Source organism: Janthinobacterium psychrotolerans (assembly GCF_001677885.1).
Lineage (GTDB): Bacteria > Pseudomonadota > Gammaproteobacteria > Burkholderiales > Burkholderiaceae_D > Janthinobacterium > Janthinobacterium psychrotolerans.
The window spans coordinates 21,418-40,278 of the sequence record NZ_LOCQ01000056.1 but is presented as its reverse complement, the minus strand read 5'-3'; the positions used below and the strand labels follow the sequence as shown (position 1 = coordinate 40,278).

General features: G+C 63.4%; 17 protein-coding genes. 9 read left to right on the top strand and 8 right to left on the bottom strand.

The annotated features are described in order from the left end of the window. Positions 1-158: 158 nt before the first annotated feature. From ASR47_RS27425 to ASR47_RS14180, 8 genes are all read right to left on the bottom strand, one after another. A complete protein-coding gene (locus tag ASR47_RS27425; protein ID WP_171898944.1) occupies positions 159-332 on the bottom strand; it encodes a hypothetical protein in 174 nt (57 codons plus the stop codon). Between the two features lie 78 nt (positions 333-410). Continuing rightward, positions 411-1,184, bottom strand: a complete 774-nt coding sequence (locus ASR47_RS14210) for a ferredoxin--NADP reductase (protein WP_065308446.1) — start codon at positions 1,182-1,184, stop codon at positions 411-413. 274 nt (positions 1,185-1,458) lie between these two features. Next, positions 1,459-2,502: a serine hydrolase domain-containing protein gene (locus tag ASR47_RS14205; protein WP_065308445.1), complete on the bottom strand. Its 1,044-nt coding sequence runs from the start codon at positions 2,500-2,502 to the stop codon at positions 1,459-1,461. A 62-nt stretch (positions 2,503-2,564) separates the two neighbouring features. Beyond that, on the bottom strand, positions 2,565-3,140 hold the full coding sequence (locus ASR47_RS14200; protein WP_065308444.1) for a DJ-1/PfpI family protein: 576 nt from the start codon (positions 3,138-3,140) through the stop codon (positions 2,565-2,567). Between the two features lie 19 nt (positions 3,141-3,159). Beyond that, on the bottom strand, positions 3,160-4,185 hold the full coding sequence (locus ASR47_RS14195) for an SDR family oxidoreductase (protein WP_065308443.1): 1,026 nt from the start codon (positions 4,183-4,185) through the stop codon (positions 3,160-3,162). A gap of 203 nt (positions 4,186-4,388) precedes the next feature. Continuing rightward, on the bottom strand, positions 4,389-5,315 hold the full coding sequence (locus ASR47_RS14190; RefSeq protein ID WP_065308442.1) for a Gfo/Idh/MocA family protein: 927 nt from the start codon (positions 5,313-5,315) through the stop codon (positions 4,389-4,391). Positions 5,316-5,353: 38 nt separating this feature from the next. After that, positions 5,354-6,340, bottom strand: coding sequence for an aldo/keto reductase (locus tag ASR47_RS14185; protein ID WP_065308441.1), 987 nt, complete (start codon positions 6,338-6,340; stop codon positions 5,354-5,356). 14 nt (positions 6,341-6,354) lie between these two features. Next, positions 6,355-7,131 carry an SDR family NAD(P)-dependent oxidoreductase gene (locus ASR47_RS14180; protein WP_065308440.1) on the bottom strand — a complete coding sequence of 259 codons (777 nt, stop codon included), beginning with the start codon at positions 7,129-7,131 and terminating at the stop codon, positions 6,355-6,357. Positions 7,132-7,256: 125 nt separating this feature from the next. On the opposite strand from ASR47_RS14180, the gene ASR47_RS14175 reads away from it, so the two are divergent. The 9 genes from ASR47_RS14175 (at position 7,257) to ASR47_RS14135 (ending at position 18,847) form a co-directional block, all read left to right on the top strand. Beyond that, entirely contained in the window at positions 7,257-8,189 is a 933-nt protein-coding gene (locus tag ASR47_RS14175) for a LysR family transcriptional regulator (protein ID WP_065308439.1), read from the top strand. A gap of 71 nt (positions 8,190-8,260) precedes the next feature. Continuing rightward, positions 8,261-9,322: a hypothetical protein gene (locus ASR47_RS14170; protein WP_174551163.1), complete on the top strand. Its 1,062-nt coding sequence runs from the start codon at positions 8,261-8,263 to the stop codon at positions 9,320-9,322. A 115-nt stretch (positions 9,323-9,437) separates the two neighbouring features. Next, entirely contained in the window at positions 9,438-9,971 is a 534-nt protein-coding gene (locus ASR47_RS14165) for a sigma-70 family RNA polymerase sigma factor (RefSeq protein ID WP_065308437.1), read from the top strand. After that, a complete protein-coding gene (locus ASR47_RS14160; RefSeq protein WP_065308436.1) occupies positions 9,968-10,963 on the top strand; it encodes a FecR family protein in 996 nt (331 codons plus the stop codon). The genes ASR47_RS14165 and ASR47_RS14160 overlap by 4 nt, the downstream gene beginning before the upstream one ends. A 75-nt stretch (positions 10,964-11,038) precedes the next feature. After that, on the top strand, positions 11,039-13,474 hold the full coding sequence (locus tag ASR47_RS14155) for a TonB-dependent siderophore receptor (protein ID WP_245714361.1): 2,436 nt from the start codon (positions 11,039-11,041) through the stop codon (positions 13,472-13,474). 8 nt (positions 13,475-13,482) lie between these two features. Beyond that, on the top strand, positions 13,483-14,670 hold the full coding sequence (locus ASR47_RS14150) for a PepSY-associated TM helix domain-containing protein (protein ID WP_065308435.1): 1,188 nt from the start codon (positions 13,483-13,485) through the stop codon (positions 14,668-14,670). 41 nt (positions 14,671-14,711) lie between these two features. Beyond that, positions 14,712-15,098 carry a DUF2946 domain-containing protein gene (locus tag ASR47_RS14145; protein WP_245714349.1) on the top strand — a complete coding sequence of 129 codons (387 nt, stop codon included), beginning with the start codon at positions 14,712-14,714 and terminating at the stop codon, positions 15,096-15,098. A 61-nt stretch (positions 15,099-15,159) separates the two neighbouring features. Then, complete coding sequence (locus tag ASR47_RS14140) at positions 15,160-17,214, top strand: TonB-dependent receptor (protein ID WP_065308433.1); 2,055 nt, start codon at positions 15,160-15,162, stop codon at positions 17,212-17,214. Positions 17,215-17,332: 118 nt separating this feature from the next. Next, positions 17,333-18,847 carry a PepSY-associated TM helix domain-containing protein gene (locus ASR47_RS14135; protein ID WP_065308432.1) on the top strand — a complete coding sequence of 505 codons (1,515 nt, stop codon included), beginning with the start codon at positions 17,333-17,335 and terminating at the stop codon, positions 18,845-18,847. Positions 18,848-18,861: the final 14 nt, after the last annotated feature.

Below are 18,861 nucleotides of genomic sequence, written 5' to 3'. Positions count from 1 at the left end.
GAGCGACAAACCATTGTCGGCCTGGTCTGCAGCGCTGGAAATAGGCCGGCTCCTGTTTTGATGTAGGAATCTGCGTGCGCCGGAACTGCGGGGAATTATCGGCCGCGATGGGGATAAGGATGTGTGGAGGGTTTCACAAGACGTCCTCGCCATGCGCGCTACAAGGCTTGCACGGCCTCGACCAGCGCGCGCGGCGTAAACGGATCGTCGGGCAGCACGATATCGGTCTCCAGCAACGCTGGATGGGTGATGCCGGACGGACGCTGGAAGATCAGGCGCGGTACGCCCGGCGCCAGCTTGCTATGCTGCGCAGTGGCGGTGCCAGACGGCAAAACCAGTGCTGCAAACACCGAGGGCCCGGCGCCACCGCATGCGGCAAGGCCAGGCCCCCGGGGGTAGGGCGCGAAAGATTACTTCTCGGCGAACGCGCGCTCGACCACAAAGTCGCCCGGCGTGGAGGTATTGCCTTCCTTGAAACCGCGCTCTTCCAGCATGTCCTTCAGGTCGCGCAGCATGTCGGAGCTGCCGCAGATCATCACGCGGTCGACGGCCGGGTCCAGCGCAGGCACGCCCAGGTCTTCGAACAGCTTGCCGCTTTCGATCAGGGACGTGATGCGGCCCATGTTGCGGTAGTCTTCGCGGGTCACGGTCGGGTAGTAGCGCAGCTTGTCGGTCACCATTTCGCCCAGGAACTCATCCTTCGGCAGGTGCTCTACCAGCAGGTCGTGGTAGGCCAGCTCATCGACGTGACGTACGCCATGGACCAGGATCAGCTGGTCGAAGCGCTCGTAGATGTCCGGATCGCGCACGATGGACAGGAACGGCGCCAGGCCGGTGCCGGTCGACAGCATGTACAGGCGCTTGCCTGGCAGCAGGTAGTCGGAGACCAGGGTACCGGTCGGCTTGCGGCCGACGATCACGGTATCGCCCACTTCCAGGTGCTGCAGGCGCGAGGTCAGCGGGCCGCCCGGTACCTTGATGCTGAAAAACTCCAGGTGCTCTTCGTAGTTGGCGCTGGCGATGCTGTAGGCGCGCAGCAGCGGCTTGCCGTCCACGCGCAGGCCGATCATCGTGAAATGGCCATTCGAGAAACGCAACGAAGGATCGCGCGTGGTCGTAAAGGAGAACAGGGTATCCGTCCAGTGGTGCACGCTTAAGACGCGCTCTTCATTCATCGAACTCATAGTATTTGTTTGCTGGTCAAAAAATGGTTAGGTGCTGGCAACTGCTGGCAAAAAGTGGTACCCCATGGTGGTCCAGCCGCTATTGTACTGGCCCCGACATGAAATTGTTACCGTCTATCGCCACCAATGTCGCCGCTCGCGGTGCCGACATTATAGTGCCGATGGCAAGATCCGGCTGCAAAAGCACGAAAACACGGGGATAAACGGGGCGAAAATCTTGATCTGAGGCAGTTTTGGCGCTTCCAGCCGCCGCCGTGGTCCGGTGACCTGCGGCTTACCTTGAAAGACTGCTGTCCATCACGATCTCCCGGATTTTGATTTCGAAGTGGTAATGCAGCGCGCTGTCTTCGCTGGACTGGTTTTCCAGCACGATCAGATCGACATCTTTCCCGGGAAAGTAGACCTTGATGGACGCGAAACCCAGCCCCTTGCCCGAGTGGCCGATATAGCTGGCCGGGATGTTGTCGTTCACATACACGCCGTAGCCATAACCGATTTTTTCGTCGCCAAACGCCACGTGCTGGCTGGCGATGTTGTAACTGGTCATCAGCTTGTAGGCGGACGGCGTCAGGATTTGGCCATGATGTAGCTTTTGGTCCCAGAGATTCAAGTCGCTTGCATTCGATACCATGCCGCCAGCGGGGATGAAAGCCAGCCAGGCTGCGCCCTGGACCGGGTGCTGTTTCAATGTGAAAGTATTGTTTGAATTGACGTAGCCCTTGATGACGTCATTGTTTTTATCCTCCTCGTAGCAAAAACTGCTGTTCATGCCCAATTCCCGGAACAGCCCGTTTGCCGCCTGGATGTATTTCTGCCCGCTGGCCTTTTCAATAATGGCGCCCAGCATGCTGTACGCTGTCACGCCATATAAAAAATCCGTGCCCGGCGGGAAGCTCAAAGGCTGGTCCATCTCGGTGATGCCTGCTGAAAAATTAAGCAATTGATGCACCGTCACCGTGTCTGCCCAAGCCTGCGGCAGGTCCGGCAGGTATTTTCTGACAGGGCTATGCAGGTCTATCGTGCCTTTCTCAACCTCTCGCAGTATCAGTACCGCCGTGATCTGTTTGCTGTTCGACATGATCCTGAAATTGTCGTTGGGCTTCAATGCTATTTTTTTCTCCCTGTCAGCGTAACCCACGGCTCGTGAATATTTTGTTTTGCCGTGTTGCGTGATCAGAATGACGCCATTGAAACTGCGGGGGCTCTTTTCAAGGATCAGCCGGTCGATCCTGGCCGTATAGTCATCCGTCTGCGCCTGTGCTGCCGGGAACAGGCAAAGGACCAATAAACTCGTGACTGCTTTCAGCAATAAGGTCATTTTCGTGGCTTCCAGGCAGGTACACGAGCAACGGGTCTGCAATGGGTAAAAAGTGGTAGCGCTTATCCTTGGTCGCGGTGTTCGGCGGCATGCAAGGCCAGGTAGCCTTTCAGGCCATCGTCGGCAATGCCCAGCGCCGCCAGCACCGCGGCCGTGAAGGTCACCGGCGCGGTGCCGGGCGCCGTGATCACGCGCTGGTCCGCCACCGCATGCGGCACGTCCTGGTACAGCGCCGCGCCGGCATAGGTGCCGATGGACGCCAGATTGTCGGCCGAATTCGAGGTATGGCGTACACGGTCGAGCAGGCCCGCCTGCGCCAGCACGCGGGTGCCGTCGCAGATGCCGGCCAGCACCACCTGGCGCCGTTGCGCGTCGAGCAGCAGCGCCTTGATATCGGGCGCGCCGGCGTTTTGCCAGCCCGGGCCGCCGCACAGCAGCAGTACGTCAAGGCCATCGAGCCCGATGTCCTCGATCGCCAGCTGTGGCGTGACCAGCATGCCGCCCGACGACGTCACGGGTTTGCCCTGCGGCGTGGCAAAGCGCGTATCGAAGCCGTAATACAGGCGGGCGGTAGCGTTGAACAGGCCGGTTTCCCAGTCGGCAAAGCCTTCGGTCAGTATGGTGATGGCGCTTGGCATGTGTTGCGTCTCCTGTTGATTATCGATGGTGTTCGCGCGTGCCATGGGACAGTTTCCACGCCGCCAGCAGTACACCGCCGGCCAGCAGGCTCAGGGCGACTGGCTTGCCGCGCGTCGTCAGGTAAGTATATGCCGAATGCTCGTGGACCTTGCTGCTGCGGCCGCCCTCGCGCTGGCGCAAGCCTTGCTTGCCTGGCTTATACAGTGCGTCGCCGCGCTGCGGCGCCGACAATTGCGCTTTTTGCTGCTGGCGGAACATGAACAGATTCATGAATTTGTCGAGCAGGCGCGGCATGATCATGCCTTCGAGCGAAATCAGCCGCGAGGCGCCACCCACGAAGATATCGCGCCGCGGATGTTCGGCCGCGTACAGGATGGCGTCGGCAACCAGTTCGGGCGCATACAGCGGCGCCGGCAGTTCGGGTTCGTTCTTCATGTAGTTGCGCGCGTGGCTGGTGAACTGGGTGTCGATGCCGGCCGGCTTGATCAGGGTGACCGACACCGGCTTGCCATCGTTCTCGATTTCCATGCGCAAGGCATCGGTAAAACCCTTGACCGCATGCTTCGATGCGCTGTACATGCCTTGCAGCGGTACGGCCCGGTCCGACACTTCGCTGCCGAGATTGATAATGGCGCCGCCGTCTTTCATTTGTTCCAGCGCCACCAGCGAGCCATGCACGATACCCCAGAAGTTGGTCTGGAACAGCCGTTCCTGGTCGGCCAGCGGCACCTCCTGCAGGCGGCCATAGATGGAAATACCGGCATTGTTGACCCAGGTATCGATGCGGCCATGGCGTTCCATGGCGGCGCGGGCCAATGCCTCGACCTGCTCGCGCACGCCGACATCGACGGGAACGGCCAGCGCCTCGGCACCATCGGCGCGCAATTGTGTGACGAGCTGGTCCAACGCGTCGCTGTCGCGCGCCGCCAGCACCAGGCGCGCGCCTTTGCGGGCCGCCGCCCGCGCGGTGGTCAAGCCGATGCCGCTGGTGGCGCCGGTGATGACCATGACCTGGGATTTGACCGGTTTTAACTGGATAGCCATAGATCACTCCATGAAAAATCGCAGCAGGGCAGGCAGTGAGCGCAGCCGTCTGCTGCCCGCACGGGGGCGCCCCAGGCCAACTTAAGGGGCGATCAGCGGGTCCACCGTGCGTGACCCCACTTAGGCGCCGGATTGCCCGGCGCACCTTGATACTGATCAAGACCGGGGCCGCGGCAGGGCGCGATCCCGGCCAACTGCCAGTCTTAGCTGTGGAAGTCTTCGACGGCCTTGCGCTTGCCCAGCATAAAGGCGTCGGCCACATGGCGCAGCGGCGACAGGTCGACGTCCGATTTGCCGTTTTGTACCAGAGCGGCGAAATGGCGATACAGCGAAGGGTACTCGCCTTCATCGCCCAGTTCTTGCGCCACATCGTCCAGCCACAGTTTGGCACCGCCATCGGCCATGCGCAGCACACCGGCTTCGGTGGTGATGATAATGTCCCAGCTTTGCTTGCCGGTCTGGCGCCAGTCGAATTCGGCGTGCACGTCCAGGCCGTTGGCGTCGGTAAAGCGCAGGTCGGCGGCGATCGGCGCGTCGCGGTTGGCCGGGAACTCCAGCACGCCCGATTTCAGGAACATGGCGGTCGGCAAAATTTCCGTGACGATCGACAGGGCGTTGATGCCCGGATCGAACACGCCCAGGCCACCGGCTTCCCAGATCCATTCCTGGCCCGGATGCCAGTGGCGCACGTCTTCCTTCCAGATCACATGCACCTGGCGCGGCGCATGCTTGGCCAGGAAGGCCTTGATGACCTGCACCGCCGGCGCATGGCGCGAGTGCCAGCTGGCGAACAGCGTCACGCCCCTGGACTGGGCCAGCTGGTCCAGGTCTTCCACTTCCGACAGGGTGGCGCCGGGTGGCTTTTCCATGAACACATGCTTGCCGGCCAACAGCGCGGCGCGCGCCGCCTGGTAGCGGTGCTGGGGCGGCATGCACAGGGCAACGGCTTCGATGTCCGGCTGCTGCGCCAGCATCTCGTCGATGGACGTGAAGCCCGGCAGGCCTGGAACGGTGGCGTTGCGGCTGGCCGAGGCCAGCAGTTGAAAGTCGCCGTTGGCGGCGATGGCGGGCAAATGCTGGTCGGTGGCAATCTTGCCGACGCCGACAATACCCAGTTTGATAGCTGACATCGATTCTCTTTCTTCTAAGTCACACAGGAGCCGCAATCTTACCAGCGCTGATGCACAAATGGGGCGATGCGATGCTGGTAAATGGCGCGCAAGGCGTCCATGGTGTCCGCGCTCAGGGCGGCCAGGTTGCTGGCGGCGCTGTTCGCTGCCGCCTGCTGTGCATTGCGCGCGCCCGGGATCACGGTACTGACGCTGTCTTCCATCAGGATCCAGCGCAGGGCGAACTGCGCCATCGTGGCATTGCCCGGCACCAGGCGGCGGATTTCCTCTACCACCTCCAGCGCCACCTCATACGGCACGCCGGAGAAGGTTTCCCCCTTGTCGAACGCTTCGCCATTGCGGTTGAAGGCGCGGTGGTCGTCGGCCGCAAACGCCGTGTTGGCGTGCATCTTGCCCGTCAGCACGCCCGAGGCCAGCGGCACGCGCACGATCACGCCGATATCGCGCTTTTTCGCCTCCGCGAAAAACAGCTGGTTCGGGCGCTGGCGAAAAATATTGTAGATGATCTGGATCGAGGCCACGTTCGGGTATTCGATCGCCTTCAAGGCTTCCTCGACCTTTTCCACCGACACGCCATAGTGGCGGATCTTGCCGGCGGTGACCATGCGGTCCATCGCATCGAACACTTCCGGGCGGTAATAGACGTCCGGTGGCGGGCAGTGCAGCTGCACCAGGTCCAGGCAGTCGGTATCGAGGTTGACCAGCGAGCGCTCGACAAAGGCCACCAGGTTTTCTTCGTTGTAGCCGTCGGCCACGTGCGGCGACAAGCGGCGCCCGGCCTTGCTCGCCACATACGGTTTTGCGCCGCCGCGCTCCTTGAGCACTTCGGCAATAAAGCGCTCGGAGCGGCCGTCGCCATAGACGTCGGCCGTGTCGATAAAGTTGGTGCCGGCGTCGAGCGCCGCATGCAGGGCCGCCTTGGCGTCCTCGCTGCTGACGTCGCCCCAGGCGCCGCCGATGGCCCAGGCGCCAAAGCCAATTTCGGAAATGCTGTGGCCGGTACGGCCGAATACGCGTTGTTTCATTTTCTATCCTTCTGTTATGGCATGAGTTGGCCGCCGTTGACTTCAATAATCTGTCCCGTGATATAGCCGGACAGCGCTTCCGAGGCCAGGAACAAAAAGGCGCCCACGCATTCCTGCGGCAGGCCGGCGCGGCCCATGGGAATGGCGGCGCTTTGCGCCGCCATCATGTGCTCGGGCGTATCGCGCTCGTGGAACGGCGTCAGTATCAGGCCGGGCGCCACCGCGTTGACGCGAATCTTGTCGGCCACGAATTCCTTGGCCTGGCCGCGCGTCAGGTTGCTGACAAAGCTCTTGGCCGCCGCATACAGCACCGCGCCGCCACCGCCGCCATTCCTGGCCGCGATCGAGGTGGTATTGATGATAAAGCCGCCGCCGGCCGCTTTCAGGTGCGGGTGGGCGGCGATGCTGGCCTGCCAGACCGACCTGGCGTTCAGGTTCAGCACGTCGTCGAAGTGGGCATCGGTCGCCTGCGTGGTGGGTATGCGGCCCAGCATGCTGCCGGCATTGTTGATGAGCCCGTCCAGGCCGCCGAGCAGGCGCGCCGCCTCGTCGACCACGCGCGCCACCGCACCCGGCTCGGCCAGGTCGCCCTGCAGCAGGGTAATGTTTTCGGGATACTGAGCACGCAGTGCCTCGGCGGGCTCGAAGCTGGCGTTGTAGTGCAGCACCAGGCGCACCCCTTGCGCCGCAAAGCCCAGCGCCACGGCAGCGCCGATGCCGGTCGAGCCACCGGTGATCAGGATGCGCTTGCCGGCCAGGTCGCCCAGGCTCATGTTTGCTGATGGATTCATTGCCGCTCCGGTGTCGATATGATGGTGGCCACCATCGTACTGTGGATGAGGGCGGCCATGATAAGATTTGAAGTGAATCTGATTCATTGAAATGCTTACGAATTTTCATCTCTACTTTTTTATCCATGTCCGTCTTTGACCGTATCGAACTGGCCGACCTGCGGGTTTTTTTGACCATTATGCGCACGCGCAGCTTCAAGGCGGCCGCCATCCAGCTGGGCCTGACGCCGTCGGCGGCCAGCCACGCCATGCGCCGCCTGGAAGAGCGGCTGGGTGCAAAGCTGCTGAACCGCTCCAGCCGCGCCGTGGCGCCGACCGATACGGGCCTGGCCCTGTCGGCGCGGCTGGAAGAGGGTTTCGACACCATCGGCCATGCGCTGGCCGAAATCGACGCGCCCGGCGCCGGCCGCTTCGGCGAATTGCGCATCAATGTCTTTGCCGACGCGGCCCACCTGATGATCGCACCGGCGCTGCCCGAATTTGCCCGCCTGTGTCCGCACGTGAAACTGACGGTGGTGGTGGAAGACCGGCCCATCGATATCGTTGCCGGCGGCTACGACGCCGGCATCCGCTATGGCGACTACGTGCCGGAAGACATGATCGCCGTGCCGCTGTCCGGTCCGCAGCGCTGGGTGGTGGCCGGTTCGCCCGCCTACCTGGCGCGCCATGGCGTGCCGCAACAGCTGGACGACCTGGCGCAGCACAGCTGCTTGCAATTGCTGCTGGGCGACAATTCCAGCTATCGCTGGGAACTGAGCAGCGGCGTTGGCGGACAAAAGCCGGCCAAGCGCGGCATCCGCGTGCCGGGCCTGATCACCATCAACGACACGGCCACCACCATCACCGCCGCCAAGGCCGGCGTGGGCCTGGGCTATCTGCTGGAAAGCCGTATTGCGCTTGAGCTGGCCGAGGGCAGCCTGCGGGTGGTGCTGGACCAGCACGCGGCGCGCGGCGAACCGTTTCATATGTATTACAGCAGCCGGCGCCACAATCACCCGGCCTTGAGGACGCTGGTGGACATTATCCGGCGCCAGCAGTCACTGGGCGAATTGCGCTAAGATCCCACATTGAACGCCATCAGCGGAGCGCCATGAAAAACCTCAGCCCAGTCCAGCCATTTCAAGCAAGCATGACCGCCACCAGCCATGGCACGCTGACCACCCTGACTGTCGATACCTCGCTGTCGGCCAAGGACAGCATCGCCTCGGGCGAAACAAGCCTGCTGACCAACTATGTGTACCGCGAAGACGGCAGCTACCAGCTGGTCTATACGGTGGTGAGCAGGGATGGCCAGGCCGACCATTTCGCCGAGGACGACGGCATCCTGCCGGCCCTGTTTCTCAGCCCGCGGCGGCAGGCCTGGGTTTCCATCGTGCCTTATCACCCCGACAAGGAACTGGAAATCAGCCTTCCCGTGTTCCAGCGCGAGCAGGTCGATCTGCCGAAAGGCACCAGGCCGTTTGTCGGCGACTTTATTGGCAGCACGGAAACGGCATCGATTTTTCACGCTGCCGACTGGTCCGATACCAAGCCCGATAAATTGCTGGTGATGCATTTCGAAGACGACTTGCTGCAGAAGAAAAGCAATCTCAAGCTGTCACTGCCGGGCAATAACAAGGTGGCGATTACCGGCTCGACCATACAGCTACTGGCGCATGTGGACGATGATAGGCTGCATCGTGAAATCGATGCGCAGGGCAATGAACTGCGGCGCAGGAGCATCGCGGCCAACGGTATTTATGGCTTGCAGATACTGACACTGTCGTTTGATGGCGATTCCTGCTTGCTGGCCCAGCATGCGGGCCAACTCGTGATCGTCAAGATCGATATGGCAGGCAACAGCGAGATCATCAACCTGATCGCCTTCGAAGATGAGTTCTTCAATACCTGGCGGCCCGAGCCCATCGGCGGCGACACCTTGGTAACGCGCTTTAATTGCGAGTTCGGCAACGGCTGGCTGACCACCAGGAAAAACCAACTGATCGAGCTGTACTACAGCAAGGATGCGGGCGGCTATCGTAATCTCCTGAACGGCGAGGTGCTGGAACTGCCGCATGACAAGCTGGTCATTTCCAGTCTCAATCGCACGGCGCCAGGCGCTTATGCGGTGGTGCTGTATCCGATGGCAGGCGACGATGACGATGTCAGGCAGCTGTTGATACTGAACCGCACGGCGCCAGTGACGATTTGACTCGACAGCCCAGGCCCCGCACGGCATAATGAGAATCTTTCCTATTTACAATTGCACCTACAGATCAGCCGCCGCCATATCTGCACGGTTCATCTTTCACGGCTGTGCCAGACCTGTGCTTGAGCATTATTACCGAGAGCTGCTGAATTTTTGCGCGCGCATGGTGCGCGACCGCGATGTGGCGGCCGACGTGGTGCAGGAAAGCTATGCACGCGTGCTGGCGGTGCGCAATGCCGGCCAGGACATCCCCGAGCCGCGCGCCTTGCTGCACCAGACGGCGCGGCGCCTGATCATCGACCGCCACCGGCGCGCGTCGGTACGCCAGCATGACGATTTCGACAGCCTGCCGGAATCGGAGCAGCCGGCAGCGCCCGCGCACCTGGAACCGGAGTCCGTGTATGCCCACGAACAGCAGGCGCTGGCCTTTGCCGCCGTGATCGAGGCGCTGCCGCCGCGTTGCCGGGAAGCCTTTGTGCTGAACCGTTTCGACGGCCTGTCGCACCAAGAGGTGGCCGAGCACATGGGCATTTCAAAGAATATGGTGGCGCAGCACATTATCCGCGCGGTACTGGCCTGCAAGGCGTGCGAGGACCGGCTGGGCCTGCCTGACAGCTGGCCGCATTCGGCAAAGCGGGGGCCTTTGGCATGACTCGGACCATCGATCTTGACCTGGCGGCGGCCAGTTGGCAGGTACGCCGCCAGGATGGCCTCAGCGCCAGCGAAGAAGCGCAGTTCCAGGCCTGGCTGGACGCCGATACGGCACACAGCCAAGCGTATGCGCGCATGCAGCACGTCTGGAGCGGCCTGGGCGAACTGCATCCCACGGCCGTTGCGCAACTGGCCAAGGCGATGCCGGCCCGCAAAAAACCTGCCTTTGCCTGGCAGGGCTTGGCGAGCGCGGCGCTGGCCATCTGCGTCATGGGCGCCGGCTGGCTTGGCTGGGACCATGTCCAGCAGCAGCCCGTCTTCCATCAAAGCTTTGCCAGCGCGCGCGGCGAACTGCTCGATGTGCACTTGCCCGACGGCAGCGTGTTGAAACTCGATACGGCCACGCGGGTGGAAGTGACCTTGTACCGCCAGCGGCGCGAGGTGCGCCTGCCTGAAGGCCAGGCCAATTTCTATGTGCGCGCCGACAAGGAACGGCCCTTTGACGTGCTGACCGACAGCCTGCGCGTGACCGTGGTCGGCACGCGCTTTGCCGTGCGCAATACCCATGCCGGGCTGGGCCTGGCCGGGGAAACCGTGACGGTGGAGGACGGCCGGGTAAGGGTGGCGCCCCTGCATGCGACGGGCGGCGCCGGCGCGATGGAACTGACGGCCGGCGAATCGGTGCAGGCCAACCGCACTGGCGCGCTCGGCACGGTCGATACGCGGCTGGCCCACGGCGCTCTGCTGTGGCGCGAAGGCCGCATCAATTTTGACAACACGCCATTGGCGCAGGCGGTGGCCGAATTCGAGCGCTATGGCGATACCAGTCTGCTCATCAAGGATGCCGAGGTAGCCGCCATGCGCGTCAACGGCAGTTTCGATACGCGCCTGGCGGCCGATTTCGGCAGCGCCTTGCCGCAGGTCTTGCCGGTACAGCTGCGCAAGCACGGCAACGTGACGGAAATCATCGCGCAACGCCGGGCAGCAAAATAAATGCAAAAAACTTGAAAGTGCACCTCAAGTTGCGGCCAGCTCGCGCGTCTGCATTGGTAGTGATTCTTGTTTACCGTGTTGACCCTGGAGACCATCCGCATGCCGCAGCCCCGTTTTTATTGTGTTCCCCTGACCATCGTCGTCGCCATCGTCGTCGCCATCGCCGCCACCCTGGCCAGCACGCCTGTGCTGGCGCAGAACGCCGCCAGCTTTGCCATCGCCTTGCCGGCCCAGCCGCTGGGTTCGGCCTTGAACGAGCTGGCGCGCCAAGCCAGTTTCCAGTTGATCGTGCACCCGGACCTGGTGGCCGGCAAGCATGCGCCGGCCGTATCAGGTGCCCTGAGCGCACCGCAGGCGCTTGAACGCCTGCTGGCCGGCAGCGGTTTGCAGGCGGCCCAGGAAGGCAGGGTGGTGGTGGTCAAGCCCGTCCCCAAGGCTGAAACCGTGACCTTGGCCGGTATCAGCGTCACGGCCAGCGCCGAGCGCGAAACGCCGATCGGCCCGGTAGTCGGCTATGTCGCGAAACGCTCGGCCGCCGGCAGCAAGACCGATACGGCGATTATCGACACCCCGCAGTCGATCTCGGTCGTCACCAACGACGAATTGCGCAACCGCCAGGCCGAAACCCTGTCGCAGGCGCTCAATTACACGCCGGGCTTTACCAGCCAGCCCACCAGCTTCAATCGCACGGCCGACCGCTTCCGCATCCGTGGCATGGATGTGGAATCCGCCACCAGCGGCTCGATGCGCGACGGCATGCGGCTGCAAAACAATTCCTATGACGGCACCCAGGAGCCGTTCGGCCTGGAGCGGGTGGAAGTGCTGCGCGGCGCAGCGTCGGTGCTGTACGGCCAGCTGTCGCCGGGCGGCGTGATCAATGCCGTCAGCAAGCGCCCGGGCAGCGCGCCGGTGCGCGAAGTCCAGCTGCAGACGGGCAGCCACGGCCGCAAGCAGGTCGCCGTCGATGTCGGTGGCAAGGTCCCGGGCAGCGACACGCTCGATTATCGCCTGACCATGCTGGACCGCAAAAGCAATACGTCCCAGGATTACCTGAACGACGACAAGCTGTATCTCGCGCCCGCGCTGACCTGGCGCCCGAATGCGGATACGTCGCTGACCATCCTGTCGTTCTATCAAAAAACGACGACGCGCTTTTCCGCGCCGCTGCCGTACCAGCTGGTCGAAGGCGTCGGCACCGGCGCCGTGCGCATAAGGCGCGGGGCGTTTATCGGCGAGCCCGCTTACGACAAGATGAACGGCGACATGCATGCGATCGGCTATGAGTTCGAGCACCGTTTCAGCGACAAGGTCAAAGTGAGCCACAAGCTGCGCTATTTCGAGGCGAACGTGGCCTGGAACTACCTGCAGGTGCAGACCACGGCGGCGGCGCTGCGCAACGCCAGCGAGCGCGGTTTGCTGGCGCGCCAGTACAGCGACCGGCGCGAACAGGTGCGCGGCATCGTCAGCGACACCAATGCCACCAGCAACTGGCAGCTTTGGGGCATGGAGCATGCTGTGCTCGCTGGCGTGGACGCCTACCAGACCACGTATGATTCACGCAATTTTCGCGGCAACGCGCCCACCTTGAACCTGCTGGCCTATAACTATGGCCAGCAGGTGACGGTGAACCGCGCGCGCAGCGTCGACCGTGGTTCCCGCATAGCGATCTTGCAAAAAGGCATCTACCTGCAGGACCAGGTCAGCCTGGGCGAGACCTGGACCATGCTGCTGGGCGCGCGCCACGACTGGGCCAGCCAGGAGCAGACCCTGCGCCGCAACGGTAGCAGGCTCGACAAGGACGACTCGGCCACCACCTGGCGCGCCGGCCTGGTCTACAAGACGGCCAGCGGCTTCGCGCCCTATGTCAGCTACAGCGAATCGTTCTTCCCGGTGGCGGTGGCCGCCGCCAACGGCCAGTCCTTCAAGCCCACCGGCGGCAAGCAATATGAAGCCGGCGTGCGCTACCAGCCGCCGGACAGCAATATGCTGCTGAGCGCGGCCGTGTATGAACTGACGCAAACCGATGTGCTCAAATACGACGCCGGCAACGATGTGTATCGCCAGGCCGGTCAGGTGCGCTCGAAAGGGCTGGAGCTGGAAGCGAAGGCCGAGCTGAGCCGTGGCGCCAGCCTGATCGCGTCCTACGCCTATACCGATGCGCGCACCACGCGCAGCACGATCGCCAGCGAAATCGGCCAACGCAGCGAAGACACGCCATTCCACCAGGCGGCGCTGTGGCTGGACTACAGCTTCGCCCGCCTGGGCCTGCCGCAACTGACCACCGGCGCCGGCGTGCGCTACAAGGGGTCGACGCAGCCGTCGGGCATGAGCCGTTCCATGCCGGCCTATACCGTGATCGACGCCATGCTCAGCTACCGCCTCAGCCGCAACTGGCAATTGACGGCCAATGTCAGCAACCTGGGCAACAAGCAATATACCTATTGCGAATTTGCCATCTGCACCTATGGCGATCAGCGCCATGCCACCGCCACCTTGTCCTACCAGTGGTAAGGGGCGCCATGCGCGCCGTGATGCTGCTGGTGCACCGCTACGTGGGCCTGCTGCTGGCCCTGTTCCTGGTGCTTGCCGGCATTACCGGCAGCTTGCTGTCCTGGAACGAGGAACTGGAAGCGGCCATCAGCCCGCAACTGTTCCGCGTGACGGCGCCGGCGGCTGCCGCCAGGCTGGAGCCGGTGCTGCTGCACGCGCAGGTGGCGGCGCGCTATCCGGACGCGCTGGTGGCGCGGCTGCCGCTGGAATTTACCGATGGCCACTCGGTGCTGTTTGCCTTGCGGCCACTGGCCAAGGGCCAGAAGCTGGCGAACGACCAGGTATTTGTCGATCCTTACACCGGCCAAACGCTGGGCCAGCGGCGCTGGGGCGATATTGCCCAGGGTGTGAAAAACCTGATGCCGTTTATCTACCGCCTGCATTACTCGCTGGCCTTGGACGGTATCGGCACCTTGTTGTTCGGCATCATCTCCTTGCTGTGGACGCTGGACTGCTTTGCCGGCGCCTGGCTGACCTTGCCGAACAGCCGCACAAGCGGGGAGCCGGCCCGGCGATGGCCGGCGCGCTGGTGGCAGGCCTGGAAGTTTCGCCGCGGCAGCGCCTATAAAATCAGCTTCAATCTGCACCGCGCAGGCGGCCTGTGGACCTGGGCCATGCTGTTCGTGCTGGCCTGGAGCAGCGTGGCCTTCAATTTGCCGCAAGTCTATGAGCCGGTGATGAGAGCCGCATTCGCCCATCAGCGCGGCCTGGAATCGATACCGAAGCTGGCCAGGCCGCAGTTGAAACCGGGGCTGTCCTGGGAGCAGGCCTTGCCCGCCGCACGCCGGCTGATGGCGCAGCAGGCGCAAGTCGGCGGCTTTGCCGTGCTGGCGGAAAAAGCGCTGCTGTACGATCCGCAGCGCGCCATCTATCGCTATGACGTGCGCAGCAGCCACGATATCCGCCACCAGGGCGGCCATACCCGGCTGGTCATGCATGCCGATACGGGCGCGTTGCTTGGACTGTGGCTGCCGACCGGCGCGGCGGCCGGCGATACGCTGTCGACCTGGTTCGCCACCTTGCATATGGCGGCCATGTGGGGCTGGCCGCTGCAGCTGCTGGTGTGCCTGATGGGGCTGCTTGTAACTGTGCTCAGCGTGACCGGCGTGCACGTATGGCTAAGGAAAAGGCGGGCAGGGCGGCTGGCCACTGGCTGAAAAGCATATTTGCTCGTTATAATACCGGCATGTACAGACCGATGAAACGACAAACGCTGCAAATCTGGCTGGCCATCCTGGCCGTGCTGTTTGCCGCCGTTGCGCCATCGATTTCGCATGCGCTGGCTGCGCCATCTGTCGCCATCCCGTCCTCCCTGCTGATGCAAATCTGTACCGTTGATGGCACGGTCGAGGTGGGAGCGGATGTGGATGTGAAAAAAAACGGCATGGACCCGGTCGTCCATGCTTTCGAGCATTGCCCGTATTGCAGCACCCATGCCGGCTCGTTCGCCTTGCTGCCCGGCCTGTCGCTGAGTTTTGCCGTCAGCGGCGGCCACGACATTTACCCTCCCTTGTACTACCGCGCGCCGGCGCCACTGTTCCTGTGGTCCAGCGGCAATCCCCGCGCACCACCCGTCCTGTCCTGATCTCACCGCGCAGGCGGCCTTGCGGTCGTCCTGATCATCAGTTCTTTCAGACGGGTTTTTTATGTTATCCAAGCATTTCCATGTTCCTGCCGGAGCAGGCGGCGCCGCGCCGCTGCGCCTGTTTTCCGCCTTGCTGTGCTGCGCACCGGCGTTCGCGCAAGCCTTGCCAGAGCCAAATACCGACATTGACGCAACGCCGGCCTTGCAGATCGGCAGCGTCGAAGTGTCCGCCCGGCGCAGCGGTCCGCTGTCCGCGCGCGACATGCTCACCTCGGTCGATATTGTCGCCCCAGAGCAGATTCAGCAGCAGCAAGTGAGCCATGCCTGGCAGCTGTTTGCCCGCGCACCCGGCGTGATGCTCACGCAATTTCGGCAAGGTAATGAGTCGGGCAAGCTGTCGTTTCGCGGCTTTAACGGCGAAGGCGAAGTCAATGCCGTGAAACTGCTGATCGACGGCATGCCCGCCAACGACAATGCGGGCGGCATGCCGTTTCTCGACATGTTGTTTCCATTGGAGATCAGCAATATCGAAGTCGTGCGCGGCACCAACGATCCGCGCTACGGCCTGCACAATATCGCCGGCAACGCCACGGTCCATACGCGCACCGGCGGCAACTACGATGAAGCCAGGCTCGGCTACGGCAGCTTCGACACGCGCCAGATCCAGCTGGTCAAGGGCATGGAAGCGGGCAACTGGACGCAGAATTACTCGGCCGGCTATCTGCGCTCGGCCGGCTACCGCCAGAATGCGGGTTTCCGGAAAGTCTCGGTGGCCGGCAAATGGGGTTACACCACTGACGACGGCGGCACGCGCATCGTGGCCAGCGCGCGCCATACGCAAAGCGATGGCGACGAGGCCGGCTACCTGGAAGAGGCCGATGCCCGCCGCGCGCCAGGCTCGTCGTATGCCTATGCGCGCAGCACCGGCGGCCAGCGCGAAATGAGTCAGCTGGGCCTGGCACTCGATACCACCTTGTCGCCCGAGCTGTCCTTGTCCGCCAAGGTCTATGCCAACGCCGTGCGCGACCAGCGCTGGCTGCGCTATTCGCTGCGCACCAGCCAGCAGGAACGCATCATCGACGAAAACCACGTTGGCGTGCTGGCCAGCCTCAGCTATCGGCCGCAATGGCTGCGCACCGCGTCGCTGGAAGCCGGTGTCAACGCCGAGCACCAGCACAACCGCAGCCCGCGCTACAGCACGGTCGACAAGGTACGCACGGCCACCATGCGCGACCAGCGTTTCGATTTCGATACCTGGGGCGGCTATCTGCAGGCGGTGCTCACGCCCGTCGACGGGCTGAAACTGATGCCCGGCTACCGGATCGACAAGGTGCTGGGCCATTTTTCCGACCCGTCGAAAAACGCGCATTTTCCAATCCAGGACTATGGCGTGATCCATCAGCCCAAGTTCAGCGCCGCCTACAGCCCATGGCGCGCGGCCACCGTCTACGCCAACTGGGGCCGCACCTTCCAGGTCGGCGCGGGTGCGGCGGCCTACCGCGGCAATGTGAACCAGTTGCGGCCATCGATCAATGACGGCTGGGAAAGCGGCGTGAAATGGACGCCGCTGCCGTGGCTGGACGGCCGCCTGGCCGCCTGGCGCCAGGACGCCAGCGGAGAGGTCAAGCGCAAGCTCAACGACCCGGCCGGCGACTCGGAAAACGTCGGCAAGACGCGCCGTGTAGGCATCGACCTGCAGTTCAATGCCCACGCCGGCAGCCATGCGGGCTGGCTGGCGTATGCGCGCCAGCGCTCGCGCATCGTCGAACCCGACCCGGCCGCACCGGCCACCCTGGGCAAGCAGATCGACCATGTGCCGAACCATGTGTTTTCCGCCGGCTACGACTGGAGCATGACCCCGGCCGTGAAACTGTCGGCCTGGGCCAATGGCCAGGGCAGCTATTTTCTGACCAGCGCCAATACCGGCCGCAAATACGGCGCGTACGTCTTGCTGAACCTGGGCGCCAGCTACCGCATGTCGCCGTCGCTGTCGTTCGACCTGCAGCTGAACAATGTGGCCGACCGCTATGTCGACTACGTGTGGATCAACGACGTGACGCGCCATGCGCCGGGCGATGGCCGCGCGCTGACCGCCACGGCCAGCCTGCGCTTCTGATGATGGGTGAGAAAATAATGGTCACTAATCACTATGCGATGGCTGGCTTTGCCTTGCCCCCGCTCTTCAAAACGTCCACCGGCGCCGGCGTGGAAGCGACCGTGCATTACCGCTACTGATGATGTCGACGCTCAAACGCCTGCTGTATCAGCTGCACCGCTGGACCGGCGTGGCTGCCTGCGTGCTGATGCTGCTGTGGTTTATCAGCGGCATGGTGATGCTGTTTGTCGGTTATCCGAAGCTGACGCCGTGGGAGCGCCTGGCGGCGCTGCCGCCGCTGCCGCTGGCCGGCTGCTGCCAGCCGCTGGCCCAGGTGGCTATGCCGGTCGATGCGCGCGAGATCGTGCTGACCACGGTGGCAGGCAGGCCCGGCTGGAAGGTACGCGACGGCGGCGCTCGCTGGCGGCTAGTCGATGCGGTCACCGGCAAACTGTTGCAACCGGCCAGCCGCGACACCGCGCTGGCCTCGGCGCGCGCCTTTGTGCCGGGCGCCGGCGCGCACTACCTGGGCTTGCTGCAGGAAGACCGCTGGACCCACTCGCGCTCGCTGGACGCGCACCGGCCCTTGCACCAGGTGCAGCTGATGGATGCGGCGCAGACCATGTTGTACCTGTCGTCGGCCACCGGCGAAGTGGTGCTCGACGCGCCACGCGACCAGCGGCTGTGGAACTTTGTCGGCGCCTGGCTGCACTGGGTCTATCCCTTGCGCAATCACTCCACCGATCCCGTATGGAACTGGATCATTATCATCTCTTCGGCGGTGGCGACCTTGACGGCCCTGACGGGCACGGTGGCCGGCATCTGGCGCTGGCGTTTTGCCGGCCGCTACAAGTCGGGCGCGCGCACGCCTTACCGGGAATCGTGGATGCGCTGGCACCATGTGACGGGGCTGCTGTTCGCCGGCTTTGTGTTCGCCTGGATTTTCAGCGGCCTGATCTCGATGAATCCGTTTCATATCTTCGATCCGCAGGGCCGGCGGCCCGATCTTGCCGCCTGGCAGGGTGGTACACCGGCGGCGCGCCAGCTGGACCTGGCGCCGCAGCTAGCGTTGAGCTTGCTGGCGGCGCAGGGTTTTCGTGCGGTGGAACTGGAATGGCGGGTGCTGAACAAACAGCCTTACCTGCTGGCGCGCGACGGCGCCGCCCGTACCCGGCTGATCATGCGGCAAGACGGCCAGCTGGTGGTGCGCGAGCAGTGGACACAGGCGCAACTCTTGCATGCAGCCAGCAAACTGCTGCCGGGCATCAAGGCAAGCAGCGCGTGGCTGGGCAGCTACGACAGCTATTATTATGGCCGCGAACCGGAAGCGATGATGGGCGCCGTCGAGCGGCGTTTGCCGGTATTGCAGCTGCGCTTCGACGATCCCCAGGCGAACTGGGTGTATCTGGACCCGTACACGGGCACGGTGGCGCTGGGCGTGGACCGGCGCCAGCGCGTGAGCCGCTGGCTGTTCAGCTTTTTGCACAGCTGGGACCTGCCGCCGCTGCTGCGCAGCGGGCCGTGGCGCGAAAGCGTGCTGATACTGCTCAGCCTGGGTGGCCTGGCGCTGAGCGCCACCGGCATGGTGATCGGCTGGCGGCGCCTGCGCGGCAAATGGCGGGCCGTTACATCGGGCGTAAGCCGGTATAATTGATCACCATTAATATG